Here is a 16,693-nt window from a genome sequence, read left to right on the forward strand (position 1 = left end):
TTCATATACCTAGCTATGAGTAGGGTTATGTTAAAGAGGGAATATGCTTGAATTTACTTGTTTCCGGACAACCTCTAAGTCTGGAATATGTGTAACGCTTCCCTTTTCAAGCAAATATATAGTTTCCCTAAAATTTCAGAATATCAACACAGAAAAAATAAAAGTGAATGATGCCAATGGAAGTCCAATAGAGATTTCAGCAGTGATTGTTTGGAGAGTGAGCAGTCCTGCAAAGGCGTATTATAATGTTAACAACTATCACGAATTTGTTTTTGTACAAAGTGACTCAGTAATAAGAGAATTAGCAAGCAATTATCCGTATGATAGCGAAAGCGATGAGGAATCTTTACGTAAAAATTCTGATAAAATTTCAGATGAATTGCGGTCAATGTTACAACAAAGATTAGATATTGCAGGAATTGAGATTACAGAAGCGAGAATATCGCATCTGGCATATTCATCTGAAATTGCACAGGTAATGCTAAGACGCCAACAAGCACATGCTATCACTTCGGCAAGAAGGCTTATAGTGCAAAACGCAATAGGAATTATCGAGGAAGTAATAGCTCATTTTGAAAAAAACAAAAGCTTACAATTAGATGGCAAGCAAAAGGTTCAATTGATAAATAATTTGCTGGTTGCCCTAATCTCTGAGCAAGATGCACAACCGACGATTAGTTTGGATAATAATTAGCATAGAAGCCGATTGGGTTTCATAAATGCAAGTCACTATTAATTTCTTGATTAATAGACTAAATGATGTTATAAATTACACGCATTAGGGGTGCTCTAGAAAAGCTGAGAGTACATAAAGTACAACCCTTTGAACCTGATATTGTTAAAGCAAGCGTAGGAAAATGTATGTATATAAATATTGAAGAATGCTTCGGCTTCATTGCGTTAATTGCATCTCTAATTGGATTATCACCTCAAGTATATAAAGCATATATCACTAAAGTTACTCGTGATGTATCGATGTTAATGTTAGTAAACTATCTTATTTGTTCATTGTCTTGGATTGGCTATGGTCTTTACCAGAGCTCAATTTTTGTGGTGCTTAGCAATATTGCTGGATTAGTGATTAGCATAATATCAATTATTCAAAAATGTTACTACGATGCAAAACCTGCACCATGATCATGTGCTGCACTGCAGTACACAACAACAATATCGTTCTATTGTAGTGCTAAATGGAAAAATACCGAGCTCATCGTTTTTTAAACGAGATATACCTATTATTGCTGTAGATGGAGGAGCAAACAAGCTTCTATCAATTGGCGTAAAACCTGATCTTGTAGTAGGAGATTTGGATAGCGTAAATCTGGATTTACGTGCTAATTTGAATACGATATATCTACCTGATCAAGATTATTGCGACTTTTCTAAAGCAATGGCTCACTTAAAAACAGTAAAGTTATTGCCATCAATAGTAACGGGTATTACTGGAGGAGCAATTGATCACATACTACAGAATATTAACATTTTTCTAAGTACGGGCAGTATCTTTTACACACCTTCACCTCCCATGGTAGGTTACACTTTACAAAAAGGTATTACCCATTTTTTTTCTTTGCCAAAAAATACTAAAATATCTTTACTTGGTATACCGAGAGCTCAAATATCAACTAAAGGATTAAAATGGGAACTGCACCTTAGTAATTTTGCTTTTCCGGGAAAAAATTCTTGCTTTAATCGAAGTTTAGGCAATAAGGTATCCGTAGAAGTACACAGTGGTATATGTCTAGCAATGATTTATTTAGAGACAGTAGATGATGCTGCAAGACATCATGTGCGTCAAGTTAAGAAGTAAATAGACTTCTTGCATAACCCAAACTAAGTAGAAAAAAGGTATCATCCAAGTAGCTGACACTGGTTCCTTTATGACGTGTCATTCCAGTTTCAGCTACTTGAATGACAGCAGTCCTACGTCATACCGCCGCGGTATCTCAGCCGCTAACAAGCAGCGGGATGACGAATTGCTTAACTATCATAATAAGGGGGCTGGCAGAGTTTGTCAAGTAAGTTTTTTCGTTTCTACTGAATGACAGTTGTGGCTTGGGAGGTAGTGCAAGAAGTCTATTGTATTACTGAATTATTAATAATCTAGTAATAGTGCCTGCTATGTAGCTAAATTTTCTTTTAACTTAAGCTATATGTAGCTAAAATAACTTGGGTTTATCGACAACCGTCATCCCGCTAGTGGGATCTCTTGTTAGCGGCTGAGATGCCGCGGCGGTATGACGTACTGACTTGCATTAGCCATGTATAATAAAGGTAATCTATGACAAAAGAATCATTGGTAAAAACTGATATAGTGAAAGTTGAAGACAAAAAGGCGGTAGGAAGCTTTTTTAAAATACTAGGTGGAGTGGCAGATGCTGTAAGATCGTGGATTGGTAACATCAGTCCTGATTTAAGCAACAGTCGCGATATCGATAGTTTAGTCTTGAAGATGAACGAGTGCTTAAACCCAAAGGGAGGGGAGGTTTCAGCACGTAAGAACGCTGTATCTCTTGGTAACCTGTACTTGAGCTTATCAGAGAAAGGTAAAATAAAATTTCTACAAACCCTGGCAGAAAAATTTAATCCGAATAAAGCGGAAATAGATGAGAAAATTAGAGAGTATAAGAAAAACCAAGATCCCGAGTTAAACTATAAATTTGAACAGGATTTAATAAAAATTCTTGAATCACCGCGTTCTAAAATATTGAAGCAATTTATTTCTTTACCAGAAGGCCTTAAGTTTATTGTTGATATGCGTTCTGACGTGCTTAAGCTAAAGAACCAATATAGAAGCTTGAATCCACTAGAGAACGAATTAAAAAATATACTCTATACTTGGGTTGATGTTGATCTACTTGATCTTCGTCAAATCACCTGGGATTCACCTGCATCATTGCTAGAAAAACTTATAAAATATGAAGCTGTGCATAAAATTTCCTCTTGGGATGACTTAAAAAACAGGCTGGGTCTCTGTTTTGCTTTTTTTCATTACAAGATACCAAACGAACCTCTAATTTTTGTAGAGGTTGCATTGGTGGATAAGATTGCAGATAGTATTCAACACCTTTTAGATGAGTCGGTACCTTCAAATGATCCAAGTAGTGCGAGCACTGCTATATTCTATTCAATATCAAATACTCAAGCAGGGTTATCTGGAATCAGCCTTGGTAATTTTTTGATCAAAAGGGTTGTAGAAAAGCTATCACAGGAATTTAAAAGTATAAAAACATACGCAACTCTTTCTCCAATACCTGGCTTTACGAAATGGCTAAAAAACAATCTAAACCAAGATGTCACTTTATTGGGCAAACTAAATATAAAACAATCTAGTGCAGAAATTTTAGAAAGTGCAGAGCAATTAAAAATTAACGTTGAATGTATAAATGAAACTAAACAATGCATGCTTAAACTATGTGCATATTATTTACTAAAAGTGAATAATAGTAATGGGAATGCTTATGATCCGGTGGCGCATTTTCATTTAAGCAATGGTGCATCGATAAAACAATTAAACTGGATGGCGGATACTTCTGAAAAGGGTATTAGTCAGTCGGCTGGAATGATGGTGAATTATCTGTATGAGTTGCCTAAAATAGATAATAATCATGAGAATTATATGATTAATAAAGTGATTTCCTGCTCGAAAAAAGTGTCGTCTATGTTGAAGGAGTAAATAGTCTCTTAATAAAGGATTGCCCTCACAACACTTAAAATGTAAAATGGTTCTACTTAAATAAAATAGCCATAAATGAACAACATAAGAAATTTTGCAATAATAGCGCATATAGACCACGGTAAGTCAACGCTTGCTGACCGTTTAATAGAGGAATGTAACGGCCTTGAAGCAAGAGAAATGATCAATCAAATACTCGATTCAATGGATATAGAACGCGAACGTGGGATTACAATTAAGGCACAGACAGTAAAACTCAATTATACGGCAAATGACGGTAATCAATATTGCCTAAATCTCATGGACACCCCAGGTCACGTTGACTTTTCTTACGAGGTAAGCCGAAGCTTAGCCGCATGTGAAGGTTCACTTTTAGTGGTAGATAGTAGCCAGGGCGTTGAAGCACAAACCCTTGCAAATGTATATAAAGCTATTGACAACAATCATGAAATAATAGTTGTGCTCAATAAAGTTGATCTTCCTGCTGCAGATCCAGAAGGGGTAAAACTCCAGGTTGAGGAAATAATCGGTATTGACGCAAGTGAGTCAGTTTTAATATCAGCAAAAACTGGACTTGGAATAAAAGATGTACTTGAAGCAATAGTGGCAAAACTTCCAGCTCCTCAAGGTGATGTAAATGCTCCACTGCAAGCAATTTTAGTTGATAGTTGGTATGACACTTACTTAGGAGTGGTAATTTTAGTGCGAGTTAAAAATGGAGTGCTAAAAAAAGGCATGAGAATTGTTATGATGTCTAATAATGCTACATATCAGATAGATAATATCGGTATTTTCACCCCTAAAAAAGTGATGACGGGTGAACTTTCAGCGGGTGAAGTTGGTTTTATAACTGCTTCAATGAAGGAAGTAGCAGACTGCAAGGTAGGGGACACTATCACTGAGGAAAAGAGACCTTGTAGTAAAGCACTTCCTGGATTTAAAGAAGTGCATCCTGTGGTATTTTGTAGCATTTTTCCTCATAAAACGGATGATTTTAAATATCTAAGAGAAGCTCTAGAAAAGTTACATTTAAATGATGCAAGTTTTACCTTCGAGGCTGAAACTTCAAATGCACTAGGCTATGGATTTCGTTGTGGTTTTTTGGGAATGTTGCATCTTGAAGTTATTCAAGAAAGGCTCGAGAGAGAATTTGATTTAGACCTAACAGCAACTGCACCGAGTGTTATATATAGGGTTACAACACGAGGTGGTGAAGTTTTGAATATTCATAACCCAAGTGATATGCCAGATCCAACGAAAATTGAAATTGTGGAAGAACCATGGATTACCGCAACCATAATGGTCCCTGACCAATACTTGGGAGAGATTCTATCTCTATGTGAAGAAAGGAGGGGAGAACAGGAGGATTTATCTTACATTGGTAACACAACAACAGCATTGTTAAGATATAAATTACCACTGTCTGAAGTTGTTTTTGACTTTTATGATCGATTAAAATCAATTTCCAAAGGATATGCAAGTTTGGATTGGGAAATTTCCAGCTATCTGGTAAGCCAAATAGATAAATTAAGCTTTTTAATTAATGGAGAGCCCGTAGATGCACTGGCTTGTATCGTTCACAAAAGTAGGGCAGAAAAAAGGGGGCGTGAAATATGTGCACGCTTGAAGGATTTAATACCACGTCAGCAATATAAAATCGCGATTCAAGCGGCAGTGGGTGGAAAAATTATTGCCAGAGAAACGATTAATCCATATAGAAAAGATGTAACAGCTAAACTCTATGGTGGAGATGTAACGCGAAGAATGAAACTACTTGAAAAGCAAAAGAAAGGTAAAAAAAGGTTACATTCTATAGGGAACGTAAATATTCCACAGAATGCTTTTATTCAAGCCTTGAAGATAAGTGATTGATCTTAAAAGACTTCTTGTATAGTTTTTGGCAACAACCGTTAGAAACGAAAAAACTTACTTGACAAACTCCGCCAGCCCCCTTATTGTAGTATTAAGGGTATTTATGACTCAAAACTTGTTTTTGATCTGCGCAGGTTCAACAACAAAAATTCAGTAAAAAACTCAGAGTATTTATTGGCGGATTACATAAAATTATAGCGGCTGCATGTCTTTTAAATTTTTTCTACATTCAGCCAAATCGCGCTTATTTTAAGCGTTAGCACATTATTACAGCGCCACTTACAGTAATATAGAGTCAAAACTCGCACCACGGGGCTTCTTTTGCCTTTTTTTTCATTTAGTAAATTTCTTAATGTTTGTGGCTAAAAGAGTCCAAGAGAGGTGTCATGCCAGTGCTCCTTTTTTTGTCATCCCAGTGCTTGACACTGGGATCCAGCATTTCACGCAATCCCATCAAGAACGTTGTATTTTACATAACACTTTTATGCTTACCAACTTAATAAAATTCCTGGATCCCAGTGTCTGGGCACTGGGATGACACCCTTTTGGATAGAAACCAGTGTCTGGGCACTGGAATGACACCGAAGGGGCTACTGCTGTCTTGGATGGAAACCAGTGTCAGCTACTTTCATGACACCCTGACCTCGTCATCCCGCAGCGGGATCTCTTGTTAGCGCCGCGGCGGTATGACGTAGGATTGCTGTCATCCCGCTACGTGTTAGCGGGATCTATGCTAAGAGATACCGCGAATGAATCGCGGTATGACGGTTAAGTAGGGTGTCATTCCAGTCTGGAATCTAGTTCTTATTGTACATTTACTTGGTGTAGAGTTAAGTTTCCTGGATCCAAATAGTCTGGGCACTGGGATGACATCGTTTACTATGTGATATCGTGCCATATTACAATGTTCGTGCAGTTGTGTGTCAACTACTTTTGTGGCACTGTTTGTTATTCAATCTTTATGCTAGTTTTACTAAAAATTATAGTATTTTAGGTATAATTGCAATATCTAAATTTAAGGTATAGAGATGAACCCTAGGAAAGTTTTTAATATTCTTTTTATAGTATTATTTATTTCTTTTTCTCATGTTGGGAGTGCTGCCGCTGACACTAATACTGATACAACTGCTCAAGTAATATGTAACATTATTGGCTACGTTTGGGGAATAGGCGGACCGCTTATGACCGTAGTGATAATAGGTGCAGCTTTGCTTGCGATATTTGGTAGAATGCCATGGCCAGCTCTTTTTGCACTCGGTATATTTTGTGCTGTATTTTTCGGTGCTAAAACTATCGTCATAAAAGTAATGGGTGGTATAGGCGGCACTGGAAATACTTCTTTGATGGACCAATGCGGAACAGGAGACACAAAAAAGAACTATTTTTTTCTAAAACAGACCTGATGCACGGCTTCAACTATATCTTCCACTTGCGGTAATGCTTTTTTTTCTAGATTTGCAGCGTAAGGTAAGGGGATGTCCTTGCCAGTTACACGTACAACTGGAGCATCAAGGTAGTCAAATCCTTGTTCCATAACAACGGCTGACAGCTCTGCTCCTATTCCTGCAAATGGCCATCCTTCTTCTACACTAACTAACCTATTAGTCTTCTGAATAGAGTTAATAACAGTTTGAGTGTCAAGTGGTCTTAAGGTTCTGAGGTCAATAACTTCAGCTTCTATACCTTCACTCGAAAGTAAATCTGCTGCATTTAAGGCATCCATTAATTTTAATGAAAAAGCAGTGATAGTTACATCCTTTCCTTCCCGTATAACAGCAGCTTTGCCTATCTCAAGTAGATAATCTTTGTTTGATAGCTCAGAGTCAGAAACTTCATGCTCATGTCCATAAGCTATTTCGTTTTCTAGAAATATTACCGGATTAGGGTCACGAATTGCAGCTTTAAGCAGACCTCTGCAATCGGAGGCAAAATAGGGTGCTATTACTTTTAACCCCGGTATATGCGAATACCAAGCTGCAAAGCATTGAGAATGTTGTGCAGCAACTCTTGCTGCAGCGCCATTTGGTCCACGAAATACTATAGGGCATCCAAGTTGTCCGCCTGACATATAATTTGTTTTTGCTGCGGAATTCACAATTTGGTCAATAGCTTGCATAGAAAAATTAAAAGTCATAAACTCGACTATTGGCTTTAATCCAGCAAATGCCGCTCCAACAGCAAGGCCAGCAAATCCATGTTCGGTAATAGGCGTATCAACTACTCTGTTTTCTCCAAACTCTTTCAGTAATCCTTTCGTTACTTTATAAGCACCATCATACTCTGCAACTTCTTCACCCATGATAAGCACATCAGAGTCGTTTTGCATTTCTTCTCTAATTGCTGTGCATAAAGCTTCTCTTACACTTAAGGTTGCCATTTATAAACTTTTATAGACTTTAACTAAAGTAACTATATCAGAATTACTGGGGATAAGTAAAGTGTACAAATTAAGTTTTACAAACATCATGACCAACTCATTCCAAAAAAAAATCTTCTCACGCTTGCTGGTTTTGGTTGCTAAAAATGATTGTATTGCTTGTGTTTTTAATAATATATACTGCTAAGTTAATAATAATTCACTTGGGAATAACAGAAAAATACATGATAATTTTATATTTCAAATAGAATAAAATCCTTTTTATTGATACTGTCTTTTTTTGTAAAAAACATTCCTAACTTTTCCACCACTTTTTCTGGCTAAGGTCAGTATAACTTTTGCTTGAAATAACTGTTTATATGGTGCAATTTACAGCTTTTAGTTGCTAAAATTATAACTCTTAATTTAATAATTTTAATCCAATAAGCTTTCAGGTTAATAAAATTAAATTATTTGAGTAAATGCAATACCATGTCTTTATTTGTGGGTAATAATAAGAATAACGAAGGTTGGCTCAGCTACACTTCTATAATTTCAATTTTTATGTTTACCGTATAAAAGAAGTTTCTTCTGTCTGTGTCTCCCTGTTTGAAACCAACCTTATTCTCTCTCTTTCTTGTTCTGAACTTAACCCGCGAAGCGCGTGATCGAAATCTTTCTCACTAATCTTAGACCGTCTTTCCTCAACAGCACACATTTTTGCCTCATTTACTAATTGCTCTAACTTAGCCCCAGAATAGTCTTCAGTCTTTTCTGCAATGTTTCTAAGGTTTAACTCTTTATCGGCTTTTGTACCTCGCATATAAAGTTCCAATATCTTTTGTCTCGCTTTCATGCTTGGATTAGGGATAAGAACCTTCTGACCTAAACGTCCAGGTCTAATAAGTGCTGGATCTATATCATCGATACGGTTAGTTGCACCAATTACTATTATATCTTTTCTGCTCTTAAATCCATCTATTTCAGTTAATAACTGTGTTAAACTCTCTCGACAATGGTCAGCTGAGGTATTAGCGGTACTTCTTTTTTGAGCAACTACATCTATTTCATCTATAAAGACTATACAAGGAGCATGTTTTTTTGCTACTTTAAAAAGCTCGCGTACAGCATGTGCACCATGACCAACATATACTCCAATAAGATCAGGGCCTGAGATGCTTATGAAATTCATATTTGATTCACCTGCAATTGCACGAGCGATAAGTGTTTTACCATTTCCAGGAAGGCCATGTAATATGTAACCTCTTAGTGAATTAATACTTTTATTTCCAAACAGCTTGTGCATTTCTTCTGTCATTTGGTCACGGCAAATCATCTGCAACCTTTGTTTTAAGGGGTCATCAATTATAGCATCAGCAAATGTTGTTCTTTTATCATCTGAATTAGCTAATTCTATTGATATAGGCAGCTCTACTTCCTTTAGTTTGCTGAATATTTTATCATATATAAACCAAGCAATAAAAAAGAAAACGACAAGTAACACACAAGGCATAGCTTCACTAACATAATGTGCAGCTAACTCATACCCTTTACTGAGCAACATTGTATGCATATAGGCAAACAAAAAAGCGATAGAGACAATAGTTGCCACGCATAGTAAACAGATTGCAATTCTTTTTAGTAATTCTGAAATTTCAATTTTTTTCATCTTAATACCCTATACCAACTTCAAACTAAGAATAATTTTATCTAGCTTACCTATTTTAGCTTGATTAGAGCGTTCAGAAAAATTATCAAGTACGTACTTTAACTTATTAAATACTAAAAACAATATATCCCCATATTGTCACATACATCTTTAAAGTTTACCAAATTCATTTTCAAAAAACAAGATTTTATTATTAACCCGAATTCTGGATTAGATTTTAGGTAAATTATTGAAAGTCTTGAATTTTACTAAATTAGTAACTAATCTTAAAATGCTTACTGCTTTATCGTAAATGCTAAAACAATAAGCTATTGATATTCTTGTTTTTTTTAATCTCCAATCCAGAATTCGGGTTAAAAACGCTAACTTGTATCTTCAAGAAGTAAGACATAATAGCTCTAAAATGTCTTGCAAGGAAAGGTAAAGCTGAATGCTAACTTATGCCAGAAAGATACCGTCTTGTTTGCCTTTTTGAGTAGTATCATCTTATTTTTCCTGTAAATTTTGTTTATAACGCCTAAGATTTACGATATTTTAATCCCGGTAGAATATCTTATAAAATCAGATTATATGTTATACCTATGGAAATAGATAACTTTCAGCAATATTACAACCAAGAAGAAATGAAGACAGTAACATTAGCTCAAATTTATAAAGACTTGGTAATAAAGATATCCGATATAGTCGAACAAAATGGTGGAGCTATGACATGGGCAAAAGTTCCAGATACTAAAAATATTTTCATAGAGATAAAAATTGACACTTTAGGGCAAGGTAAAATTCAATTTTCAAAATTAACCCAAGAAAATCAAGCAGTATCCGTGCAGAATGATAAAAATATAGCAACAATTCAGTTTAATTATACAATTGATCCAGAATATACTTATTCTAGTTGCTATGGTAATAGATGTGAAAAATACCATTATGCTCAACAATTGTATTATGACTTTTTAATGATACAAGCTTCAGTAAAATATGATCAGTTAATTGACTGCTATAAATTAAAATTTGATAAAAAAAAAGATATTTACTTGATGAGAGGAATAACAGAGTAAATCATATTAACGTGGAGACTAAAATAAGATTTCAAAATCAAGATGGTTCATATCTAGTAGATGAAAAATCTAAATTCAGTTTGTACGCTTGCACTTGCTTTGATAAAGAGTGCAATGATAAGTTAGATTGAGCGTTCAGTACTATCTTACACACTTAAAAGATATGATCAGAATTATAGCTAATATTAAGGAAAGCTAAATGACCTTACCCAGATGGTATGAATAAGTATTGCTTGGTTGAAAGCAAGAGAAGATAATAACTTCTCAGAGTGGGTAGGGGCAGGTTGGTACTTTTTCTGGGGCACTTTCTGCTCCTATATGGAGTATAGAAAAAAGAAGACCTTGTTATCCAGACCATACGCGTCAAGTTAAGAAGCAAGGGTAAGAAAATTCAATGAACTTAAGGTGGATACTCTAGTTTTTCTATGTCTGTCTTTCACAGAAAATTGTGACCAGTCTGTGGTAAGTTTTTTCAGGAAAATTCTCAAATTATTAATTTTGCTGCTTAACGCTAAAAACACTCCCTAATCCTTCTTTTTAATTCAATGAATGCCTTTGTTAAACTCAGCTCTGTATTCTCTTTCAGTTTTATACAACCAACTATTCCATGAAATATAAGAATTGCGCACAATTTAGCGTATAGTTCACATAATACTCTGTATGGTTTGCCTTTAAGTTCGTCAAGCCTGATGTGACTCTTATACAATTTAAATAATAATTCAATCTGCCATCTTACCCTGTAAATTGTTAATACTTGTTCAGCGCTGATTTTACTCTCTGGAACGTTAGTTATGAATATCGACCAATCCAGCAATTTTTGATTCTTTTGAGAAAATATGTGATTTTGCTAACTTATTGGCCCTTCTTCTTCTAATTATAGACTGTTCTTCAGTTAACTTCTGACATATAATTCTCACTTTAATTTTTACTTCTTTTCCTAATAGCACCTCCATCTCTAGAAGGGATTGACCTTCTAAACATTCCAACAACTCTATTTTTTGATTTGTTTCTATATCATATATATTGGTATCAACGGCTAACAAAATAAGCTCCAGCTTTATCAATTTGTTCAAAAGAACTTGGTACAAAGCAACCTAAGTCAGATATTAGCAAATCATCATTTGATATATTGCTTAAATGGTTTCTATAACCTTGATCGGACCTTATTCCCTCTGTTAAATCAAGTTGGTCTAATGTCTGATTTAGGTAGTCGAAAACTAACTGTAATTTTATTCCAGACTTAGTATTGCTCTCATAACCACTGTAGCTAGTACCATAACCTTTATATATATCCTCCATACCATTAGGTAGAGCTACTATCCAATAGCTTAACGCTTCTAAATTGCTTCAAAATCCTGCAATTAACCTGTAAGCTATTTTTAAATAAAACTAAAGATTCATTATACATTCTTTTCATAAATTCCACTGCTTTCTCAGTAAATCTAAAATCCAAACCCTGTTTTGTCATTACCACTGAATCTTCATTTAATAGTTGACACATTTCATCTATACTACAGTTTTCAACTCCTATGTTACCCAAAATTATAGCTTTTACGAATGATGAACCACTCAACTTTCTCTTTCTTTTAACAAAGCCTGTTGCTGTTATCTGCTTTCTCGTTAAAAAATTCGTTGAGGGTTTTTGATAAATGAGTTATTTTGTTCATTATAAGTTCTCTTGTTTTGTTTGATAAATTTAAGAGGGCTTATACCTTATTTTTTCCCTTCCTTCTACTAACTTTCCTCTCACTTTCCCTTAACTTGACACGTATGGTTATCCAGACCGGACGATTCCAAGAAAACTTATTTTCACGGGTAGCGGTTTTGGGCGCTGGAAATGGTTGTATCATTTAAGTTTTTAACAGCATATATTGCTAAATTAGCAATAGTTTATTGAAGACTTTCATCAAAAATTATTCCATAAAAAATTTCTAAATAGGGGTTGACAAGTTTTAAAGATGGAGTATTATGCTCAAAATATAATTACTAATGTTGAGGGGTTATGGATTAGGATCTAAGGTGTTTTTTTTATTCACTTCAATCAAAACGTATTAGGGGGTAAGGTAATGTTATTTCAACATTTCATAAATATAGAGGGAAGGGATAATCATAGCAATACCCTTCTGCACTTAGCTGTTAACAACAATAATTATGAAGAGGTAAAAAAGCTAGTACAGGAAGGGACTAGTATTAATGCTAAGAACGAGGATGGATTAACACCTTTTGAATTAGCAAATTCCCGCAATAGATCAGAGATAGTAGCTTTTTTTGTAAAGTACAAAGATAATACAGGTAATACATTACTGCATTATGCTGCAGAAAAAGGTAATTTAGAATTAGTTAATCTTCTACTGGAGAAAGGGGCTGAGGTCCACTGCCATTAAGTTAAGGAAAGAATGGTTAAAAACTGAACTAAAAAGTCAGAAATAATTAAGGATTTATGACAAATGCTGAAACAGAATAGAGTAAACTTTAAAGCAGATAAACTCTGAAGTGTAAATTACTTAAGAAATAGTTTGTTTAGAAGTCATTTTACAGGAGCTATGGCAATAAGCTACCCAGTTATTATCAGAAGATATGAATACTACCTCTAGTCAAAATATGTGTTTTCTAACCCTTTTTTGGTAATTGAACGAACGAAGATAAGGTACCTTATGACGATCAACTTTCCTTCCCTTTCTTACCGCCAAAGTGTTCATCAAAAATAGCTTTGATAATTGATCCATAATGCAGTCAGTATCTGATTCCGTAGCAAAAATGTCGAAAGCCAAGTTTTTGATCGCGTTAAATGAGACAGATTTGTTAATGCTCCTCTTAAGCTTATCATCGGTTAAGTCCATATTCAACGCTTCTTCTACATCTTCTGTCATAACACTTTCTAGGTTGCTAATAATGATAGCTGACCAAAAATCCTGTTTAACAGACTCAACACTTTTTCCTGTAAAATTTTCTAGACTTAGTCTTCCTTTGAGTTTTGCAAAAAATGTCTCAACTCCCCAGCGTAAAAAATATAACTCCTTAAATCCTCCAGTTTGAAACTTTTGTTCATCCATTAATGATGTAGCTAACACTTCAATTTCACCAGATGGCAGTACCACTTTGAAGCGTTATTCCACTATTTTCTTGTTTTATCTTACGCTGAGCACATATGGTAACCTCAACACTAGATGGGCTTTTTTCTTCAAACATAGCATTCACTTCATTAAAAGATGATCTGGGACATCGAATGACATAAGCAATTTTTCTTTTTGTAAGGCTAGAAAGAAATTTATAAGATAAATATACAAATCAGTAAGTCATTAGTATTTACAACTTTAAGCATTTTATCTGCTAAGTTAATTTCATGAGTGTTACCTCTATCTAACACTGACCTTATGGCAACATTATTTATAACAAACCGCAAAGGTTGCACTTGCATAATCACCTAAATCTTTTGGTTTTTGGTTACGTATTTTTCTTGAGCCAAATTCATTTTTTATTTCAACGCTTGTTGGTAAAATGATTTTGGAGGCATCAAGAGCTAACACTCTAAAGCCAAAACAAGTTTTAAATTTTTGGTCTTGGTAGTACAAGGAAACCACACCTTCGTTAATTTCTGAAAATGCACTGTGTTTCATTTTTTTTCTTGCTTGACTAAAAGCACTAGCAGTAACGGTATAGTCTTTTTTCCTATATAAAATAAATTCGTTTAGTATTACTTGCAGCGACTTTACACTTTTTCTTAAAATTAAGATAAATATGTCAATAAAAGATAACTTCCTCTTTCTCATAAAATCTTTTGAAGATGATTTATGGGATTCTATAAATTCTAGACTTGCCAATTCATTTTGAATAAATTTTATTACTGCCTTTTTTACTCATACTACCTTTAAACTTATTGGTATACATCATTATCCCATAAAATCTATCTTTTTTCCTTAACTTAATGGCAGTGTGACTTGGAATATCTTCGTGAACTACATTTTCCTCATAACAGATTAGGTACTTATCCCCAGTTGATGTCTTCATGCCTGATGAATTTTGCATTTCGGGTGTCACGTTGGATAGCGAGTTTGACTATCGCTATATCTTCCTCATGTTCAATCGCTTCTTGTATAAACCCCTCTGCTAGCTCTTGAACTGATTGGTTTTTCACTTTAGCCAAGCGAGTAAGATTCTTTAAAACTTTTTCGCTAATGTTAATACCTGAATCTGCCATATGTTTTACCAAAATCTACTACTATAACAATTTTACAACATCTTTCTAAATTTTTCAATAAAAAAAGCAGTTTACGTAGGTACTTTCCACCCATTTCCAGCAGTTTTTTCTTCTTCTGTTTCTTCCATTTTAGAGCCTGGTTCTTCATGTGTATCAGTCACAGGTTCTTTTTCTGCTTGCATTATTTTACCTGATATGTACTCCTTAGCTTGCTCAGCAAGCTCGATTACAATAGCTACTCCAATTGCAGTTGCAATCAGAAGTACTGGTATTGTAGCTCCCATAGCTAACAAAGAACTAACTGTAGTTGATAAAGACGATAAAGAATCTACTTTAATTATTGGAGTCAAGCCACATGCAACAAGGCCAACTCCGGCTGCAACACTTCCAATAAACAAGCCAGCTAGACACGCAGTTTCTTTTAATGTTAACCCGCTATGACGCTCATATGGAATTGGATACAAAAGAATTGTTATGAAAGCTGCAATTAATGGCACTACATAGATGGCTCCAACAGTTCCGCCTATTATCAGAGGTGAAAGACTAGTGAAACTTAGTAAGAGACCTATTAAAGTGCCTATTATAGCTCCTATTATTGCTGCCACGCCTAGCATCGCTAAATAAATTACACCCACCATAACTTTGTCCCTATGTTAATAACATTTTAGTTTCACACACCATAATAAAAAAGTCAACCCACACCTTAGGTTGCAAAATCCCAAAAAGCAGCCAGAATAGAATAAGCAAACATTTACGAATTGAATTTAGTGCAAACAAGGGTGTTGATATCAGCTATTCTCTGCAGAATCGCAATATGGTATGACCATATGCTCTTTATCGATCTGGTTAACATAATTAGTAGAGAGTTTTGTTGTGCAAAAGATGTTTACTACAGCATACTGCAATTGTTTGGAATTGCAGGACTGGGTGCTATGGTAAGGCCACTTGGCGCATTCATATTTGGTCACATTGGTGACAGGTATGGAAGGAGAATGGCATTAACAATCGCTATCTTGCTAATATCGATTCCGTCTAGTCTCGTTGCGTTTATTCCAGGTTATAGTGAAATAGGTATAACCTCCACTATATTGCTTCTTGCAATCCATGTGACACAAGGGATTGCGCTTGGCGCTGAACAAGGAGGCAGTTCTGTTTATCTCATAGAGCATTTACCTAATAAGAAAAAACTAGGAATGTTTTTTGGAATAATAAGTTTTGGTCGCTCCATTGGCATCTTGCTCTCTGTGATTGTAGTGATCATCTGCAAAAAAAACACTGATTTTAACGCTTGGGGTTGGAGGTTGCCGTTTACTTTTTCATTTGTTTTGGGGTTAATCAGCGCATATAGTGTATACACATTAGGAGAAACTCCAGCATATGAAGAAAGTCGAAAACAAAGGAATTTATCTGATTTGCCAATAATAGAGCTTATAAAACGCTACAAGAGAGCTCTGTTACTTGCCGTTTTAATATCTGTACCTGTTAATGTTGCTGTTGGATTTACCATATTTCTTCGAACAATTGCAAAAGAAATAGTGTCGGTTGAGACGTATGTAACAACATATGTCAATGAAATTGTGCTCATTATAACCAGTATATTAATGCCGGTATCTTCAATAGCGCTCGGAATGTTAGCTGATAAAGTAGGAAAAGAGCGCACTGCAATCTTATTTACAGTGATCACAATGGTACTGTGTTGTCCTGTGTTATCTACTGCATACTACTATAAAAGTTATCTTATAATTATGCTTAGTGTAATGGCTCTTTCTATAATAGAAAGGGGTATAAATCCTATAGGAATAGTTGCATCTGAACTCTTTCCTACCAATGTTAGATTTAGTGGTGTGAGCTTATCACGCAATATCTC

General features: G+C 35.0%; 17 protein-coding genes, 3 pseudogenes and 1 riboswitch. Of the genes and pseudogenes, 12 read left to right on the top strand and 8 right to left on the bottom strand.

The annotated features are described in order from the left end of the window. Positions 1-67: 67 nt before the first annotated feature. The 8 genes and pseudogenes from BA053_RS01645 to BA053_RS07140 all read left to right on the top strand — a co-directional run. Positions 68-694: pseudogene (locus tag BA053_RS01645) on the top strand (SPFH domain-containing protein); the annotation flags it as partial. Between the two features lie 76 nt (positions 695-770). Next, a riboswitch (TPP riboswitch) is annotated at positions 771-873 on the top strand. Beyond that, positions 862-1,137 carry a SemiSWEET family sugar transporter gene (locus BA053_RS01650; RefSeq protein WP_006280002.1) on the top strand — a complete coding sequence of 92 codons (276 nt, stop codon included), beginning with the start codon at positions 862-864 and terminating at the stop codon, positions 1,135-1,137. Its footprint overlaps the riboswitch before it by 12 nt. Then, positions 1,118-1,810, top strand: a complete 693-nt coding sequence (locus tag BA053_RS01655; protein WP_065094867.1) for a thiamine diphosphokinase — start codon at positions 1,118-1,120, stop codon at positions 1,808-1,810. Before BA053_RS01650 ends, BA053_RS01655 begins: the two co-directional genes overlap by 20 nt. Before the next feature lie 70 nt (positions 1,811-1,880). Further along, positions 1,881-2,045, top strand: coding sequence for a hypothetical protein (locus BA053_RS07605; RefSeq protein WP_156518128.1), 165 nt, complete (start codon positions 1,881-1,883; stop codon positions 2,043-2,045). A gap of 236 nt (positions 2,046-2,281) precedes the next feature. After that, the gene (locus tag BA053_RS01660; protein ID WP_065094868.1) at positions 2,282-3,676 is read left to right on the top strand and encodes a malonyl-CoA decarboxylase; all 1,395 of its coding nucleotides are present in this window, start codon (positions 2,282-2,284) and stop codon (positions 3,674-3,676) included. Between the two features lie 75 nt (positions 3,677-3,751). Continuing rightward, positions 3,752-5,548, top strand: a complete 1,797-nt coding sequence (lepA, locus tag BA053_RS01665; RefSeq protein ID WP_065094869.1) for a translation elongation factor 4 — start codon at positions 3,752-3,754, stop codon at positions 5,546-5,548. 358 nt (positions 5,549-5,906) lie between these two features. Further along, a complete protein-coding gene (locus tag BA053_RS07135; protein WP_156518024.1) occupies positions 5,907-6,086 on the top strand; it encodes a hypothetical protein in 180 nt (59 codons plus the stop codon). Further along, on the top strand, positions 6,067-6,222 hold the full coding sequence (locus BA053_RS07140) for a hypothetical protein (RefSeq protein ID WP_156518025.1): 156 nt from the start codon (positions 6,067-6,069) through the stop codon (positions 6,220-6,222). The genes BA053_RS07135 and BA053_RS07140 overlap by 20 nt, the downstream gene beginning before the upstream one ends. 59 nt (positions 6,223-6,281) lie before the next feature. On the opposite strand, the gene BA053_RS07145 is transcribed toward BA053_RS07140, so the two are convergent. After that, positions 6,282-6,446: a hypothetical protein gene (locus BA053_RS07145; protein ID WP_156518026.1), complete on the bottom strand. Its 165-nt coding sequence runs from the start codon at positions 6,444-6,446 to the stop codon at positions 6,282-6,284. A gap of 130 nt (positions 6,447-6,576) precedes the next feature. On the opposite strand from BA053_RS07145, the gene BA053_RS01670 reads away from it, so the two are divergent. Further along, positions 6,577-6,951 carry a TrbC/VirB2 family protein gene (locus BA053_RS01670; RefSeq protein WP_006279664.1) on the top strand — a complete coding sequence of 125 codons (375 nt, stop codon included), beginning with the start codon at positions 6,577-6,579 and terminating at the stop codon, positions 6,949-6,951. Here the strand turns inward: BA053_RS01670 and BA053_RS01675 are convergent. Continuing rightward, on the bottom strand, positions 6,927-7,925 hold the full coding sequence (locus BA053_RS01675) for a pyruvate dehydrogenase complex E1 component subunit beta (protein ID WP_012673123.1): 999 nt from the start codon (positions 7,923-7,925) through the stop codon (positions 6,927-6,929). The two genes, BA053_RS01670 and BA053_RS01675, sit on opposite strands and share 25 nt — an antisense overlap. Before the next feature lie 547 nt (positions 7,926-8,472). Continuing rightward, complete coding sequence (locus BA053_RS01680; RefSeq protein WP_065095374.1) at positions 8,473-9,573, bottom strand: ATP-binding protein; 1,101 nt, start codon at positions 9,571-9,573, stop codon at positions 8,473-8,475. Positions 9,574-10,121: 548 nt separating this feature from the next. Here BA053_RS01680 and BA053_RS01685 point away from each other — a divergent pair. Next, a complete protein-coding gene (locus BA053_RS01685; RefSeq protein ID WP_255356230.1) occupies positions 10,122-10,628 on the top strand; it encodes a hypothetical protein in 507 nt (168 codons plus the stop codon). A gap of 368 nt (positions 10,629-10,996) precedes the next feature. Here the strand turns inward: BA053_RS01685 and BA053_RS06595 are convergent. After that, a pseudogene (locus BA053_RS06595) lies at positions 10,997-12,295 on the bottom strand (IS4 family transposase). Between the two features lie 399 nt (positions 12,296-12,694). On the opposite strand from BA053_RS06595, the gene BA053_RS01710 reads away from it, so the two are divergent. Further along, on the top strand, positions 12,695-13,012 hold the full coding sequence (locus tag BA053_RS01710) for an ankyrin repeat domain-containing protein (protein ID WP_065094874.1): 318 nt from the start codon (positions 12,695-12,697) through the stop codon (positions 13,010-13,012). 210 nt (positions 13,013-13,222) lie between these two features. On the opposite strand, the pseudogene BA053_RS06600 reads toward BA053_RS01710, so the two are convergent. The 4 genes and pseudogenes from BA053_RS06600 to BA053_RS01735 form a co-directional block, all read right to left on the bottom strand. Then, positions 13,223-14,470: pseudogene (locus BA053_RS06600) on the bottom strand (IS4 family transposase). After that, a complete protein-coding gene (locus BA053_RS07945; protein ID WP_065106686.1) occupies positions 14,451-14,636 on the bottom strand; it encodes a hypothetical protein in 186 nt (61 codons plus the stop codon). The pseudogene BA053_RS06600 and the gene BA053_RS07945 overlap by 20 nt, the downstream one beginning before the upstream one ends. Continuing rightward, positions 14,614-14,826 (bottom strand): hypothetical protein, encoded by a 213-nt coding sequence (locus tag BA053_RS01730; protein ID WP_065094866.1) that lies wholly within the window; start codon positions 14,824-14,826, stop codon positions 14,614-14,616. Before BA053_RS01730 ends, BA053_RS07945 begins: the two co-directional genes overlap by 23 nt. Before the next feature lie 71 nt (positions 14,827-14,897). Then, positions 14,898-15,464, bottom strand: a complete 567-nt coding sequence (locus BA053_RS01735) for a hypothetical protein (RefSeq protein WP_065094865.1) — start codon at positions 15,462-15,464, stop codon at positions 14,898-14,900. A gap of 189 nt (positions 15,465-15,653) precedes the next feature. On the opposite strand from BA053_RS01735, the gene BA053_RS01740 reads away from it, so the two are divergent. Continuing rightward, positions 15,654-16,693: MFS transporter (locus BA053_RS01740; protein WP_065106687.1), on the top strand; the 1,040-nt coding region annotated here is incomplete at its 3' end.

The sequence above is a fragment of the Wolbachia endosymbiont of Nomada ferruginata genome (assembly GCF_001675785.1).
GTDB classification, from domain to species: Bacteria; Pseudomonadota; Alphaproteobacteria; order Rickettsiales; family Anaplasmataceae; genus Wolbachia; species Wolbachia pipientis.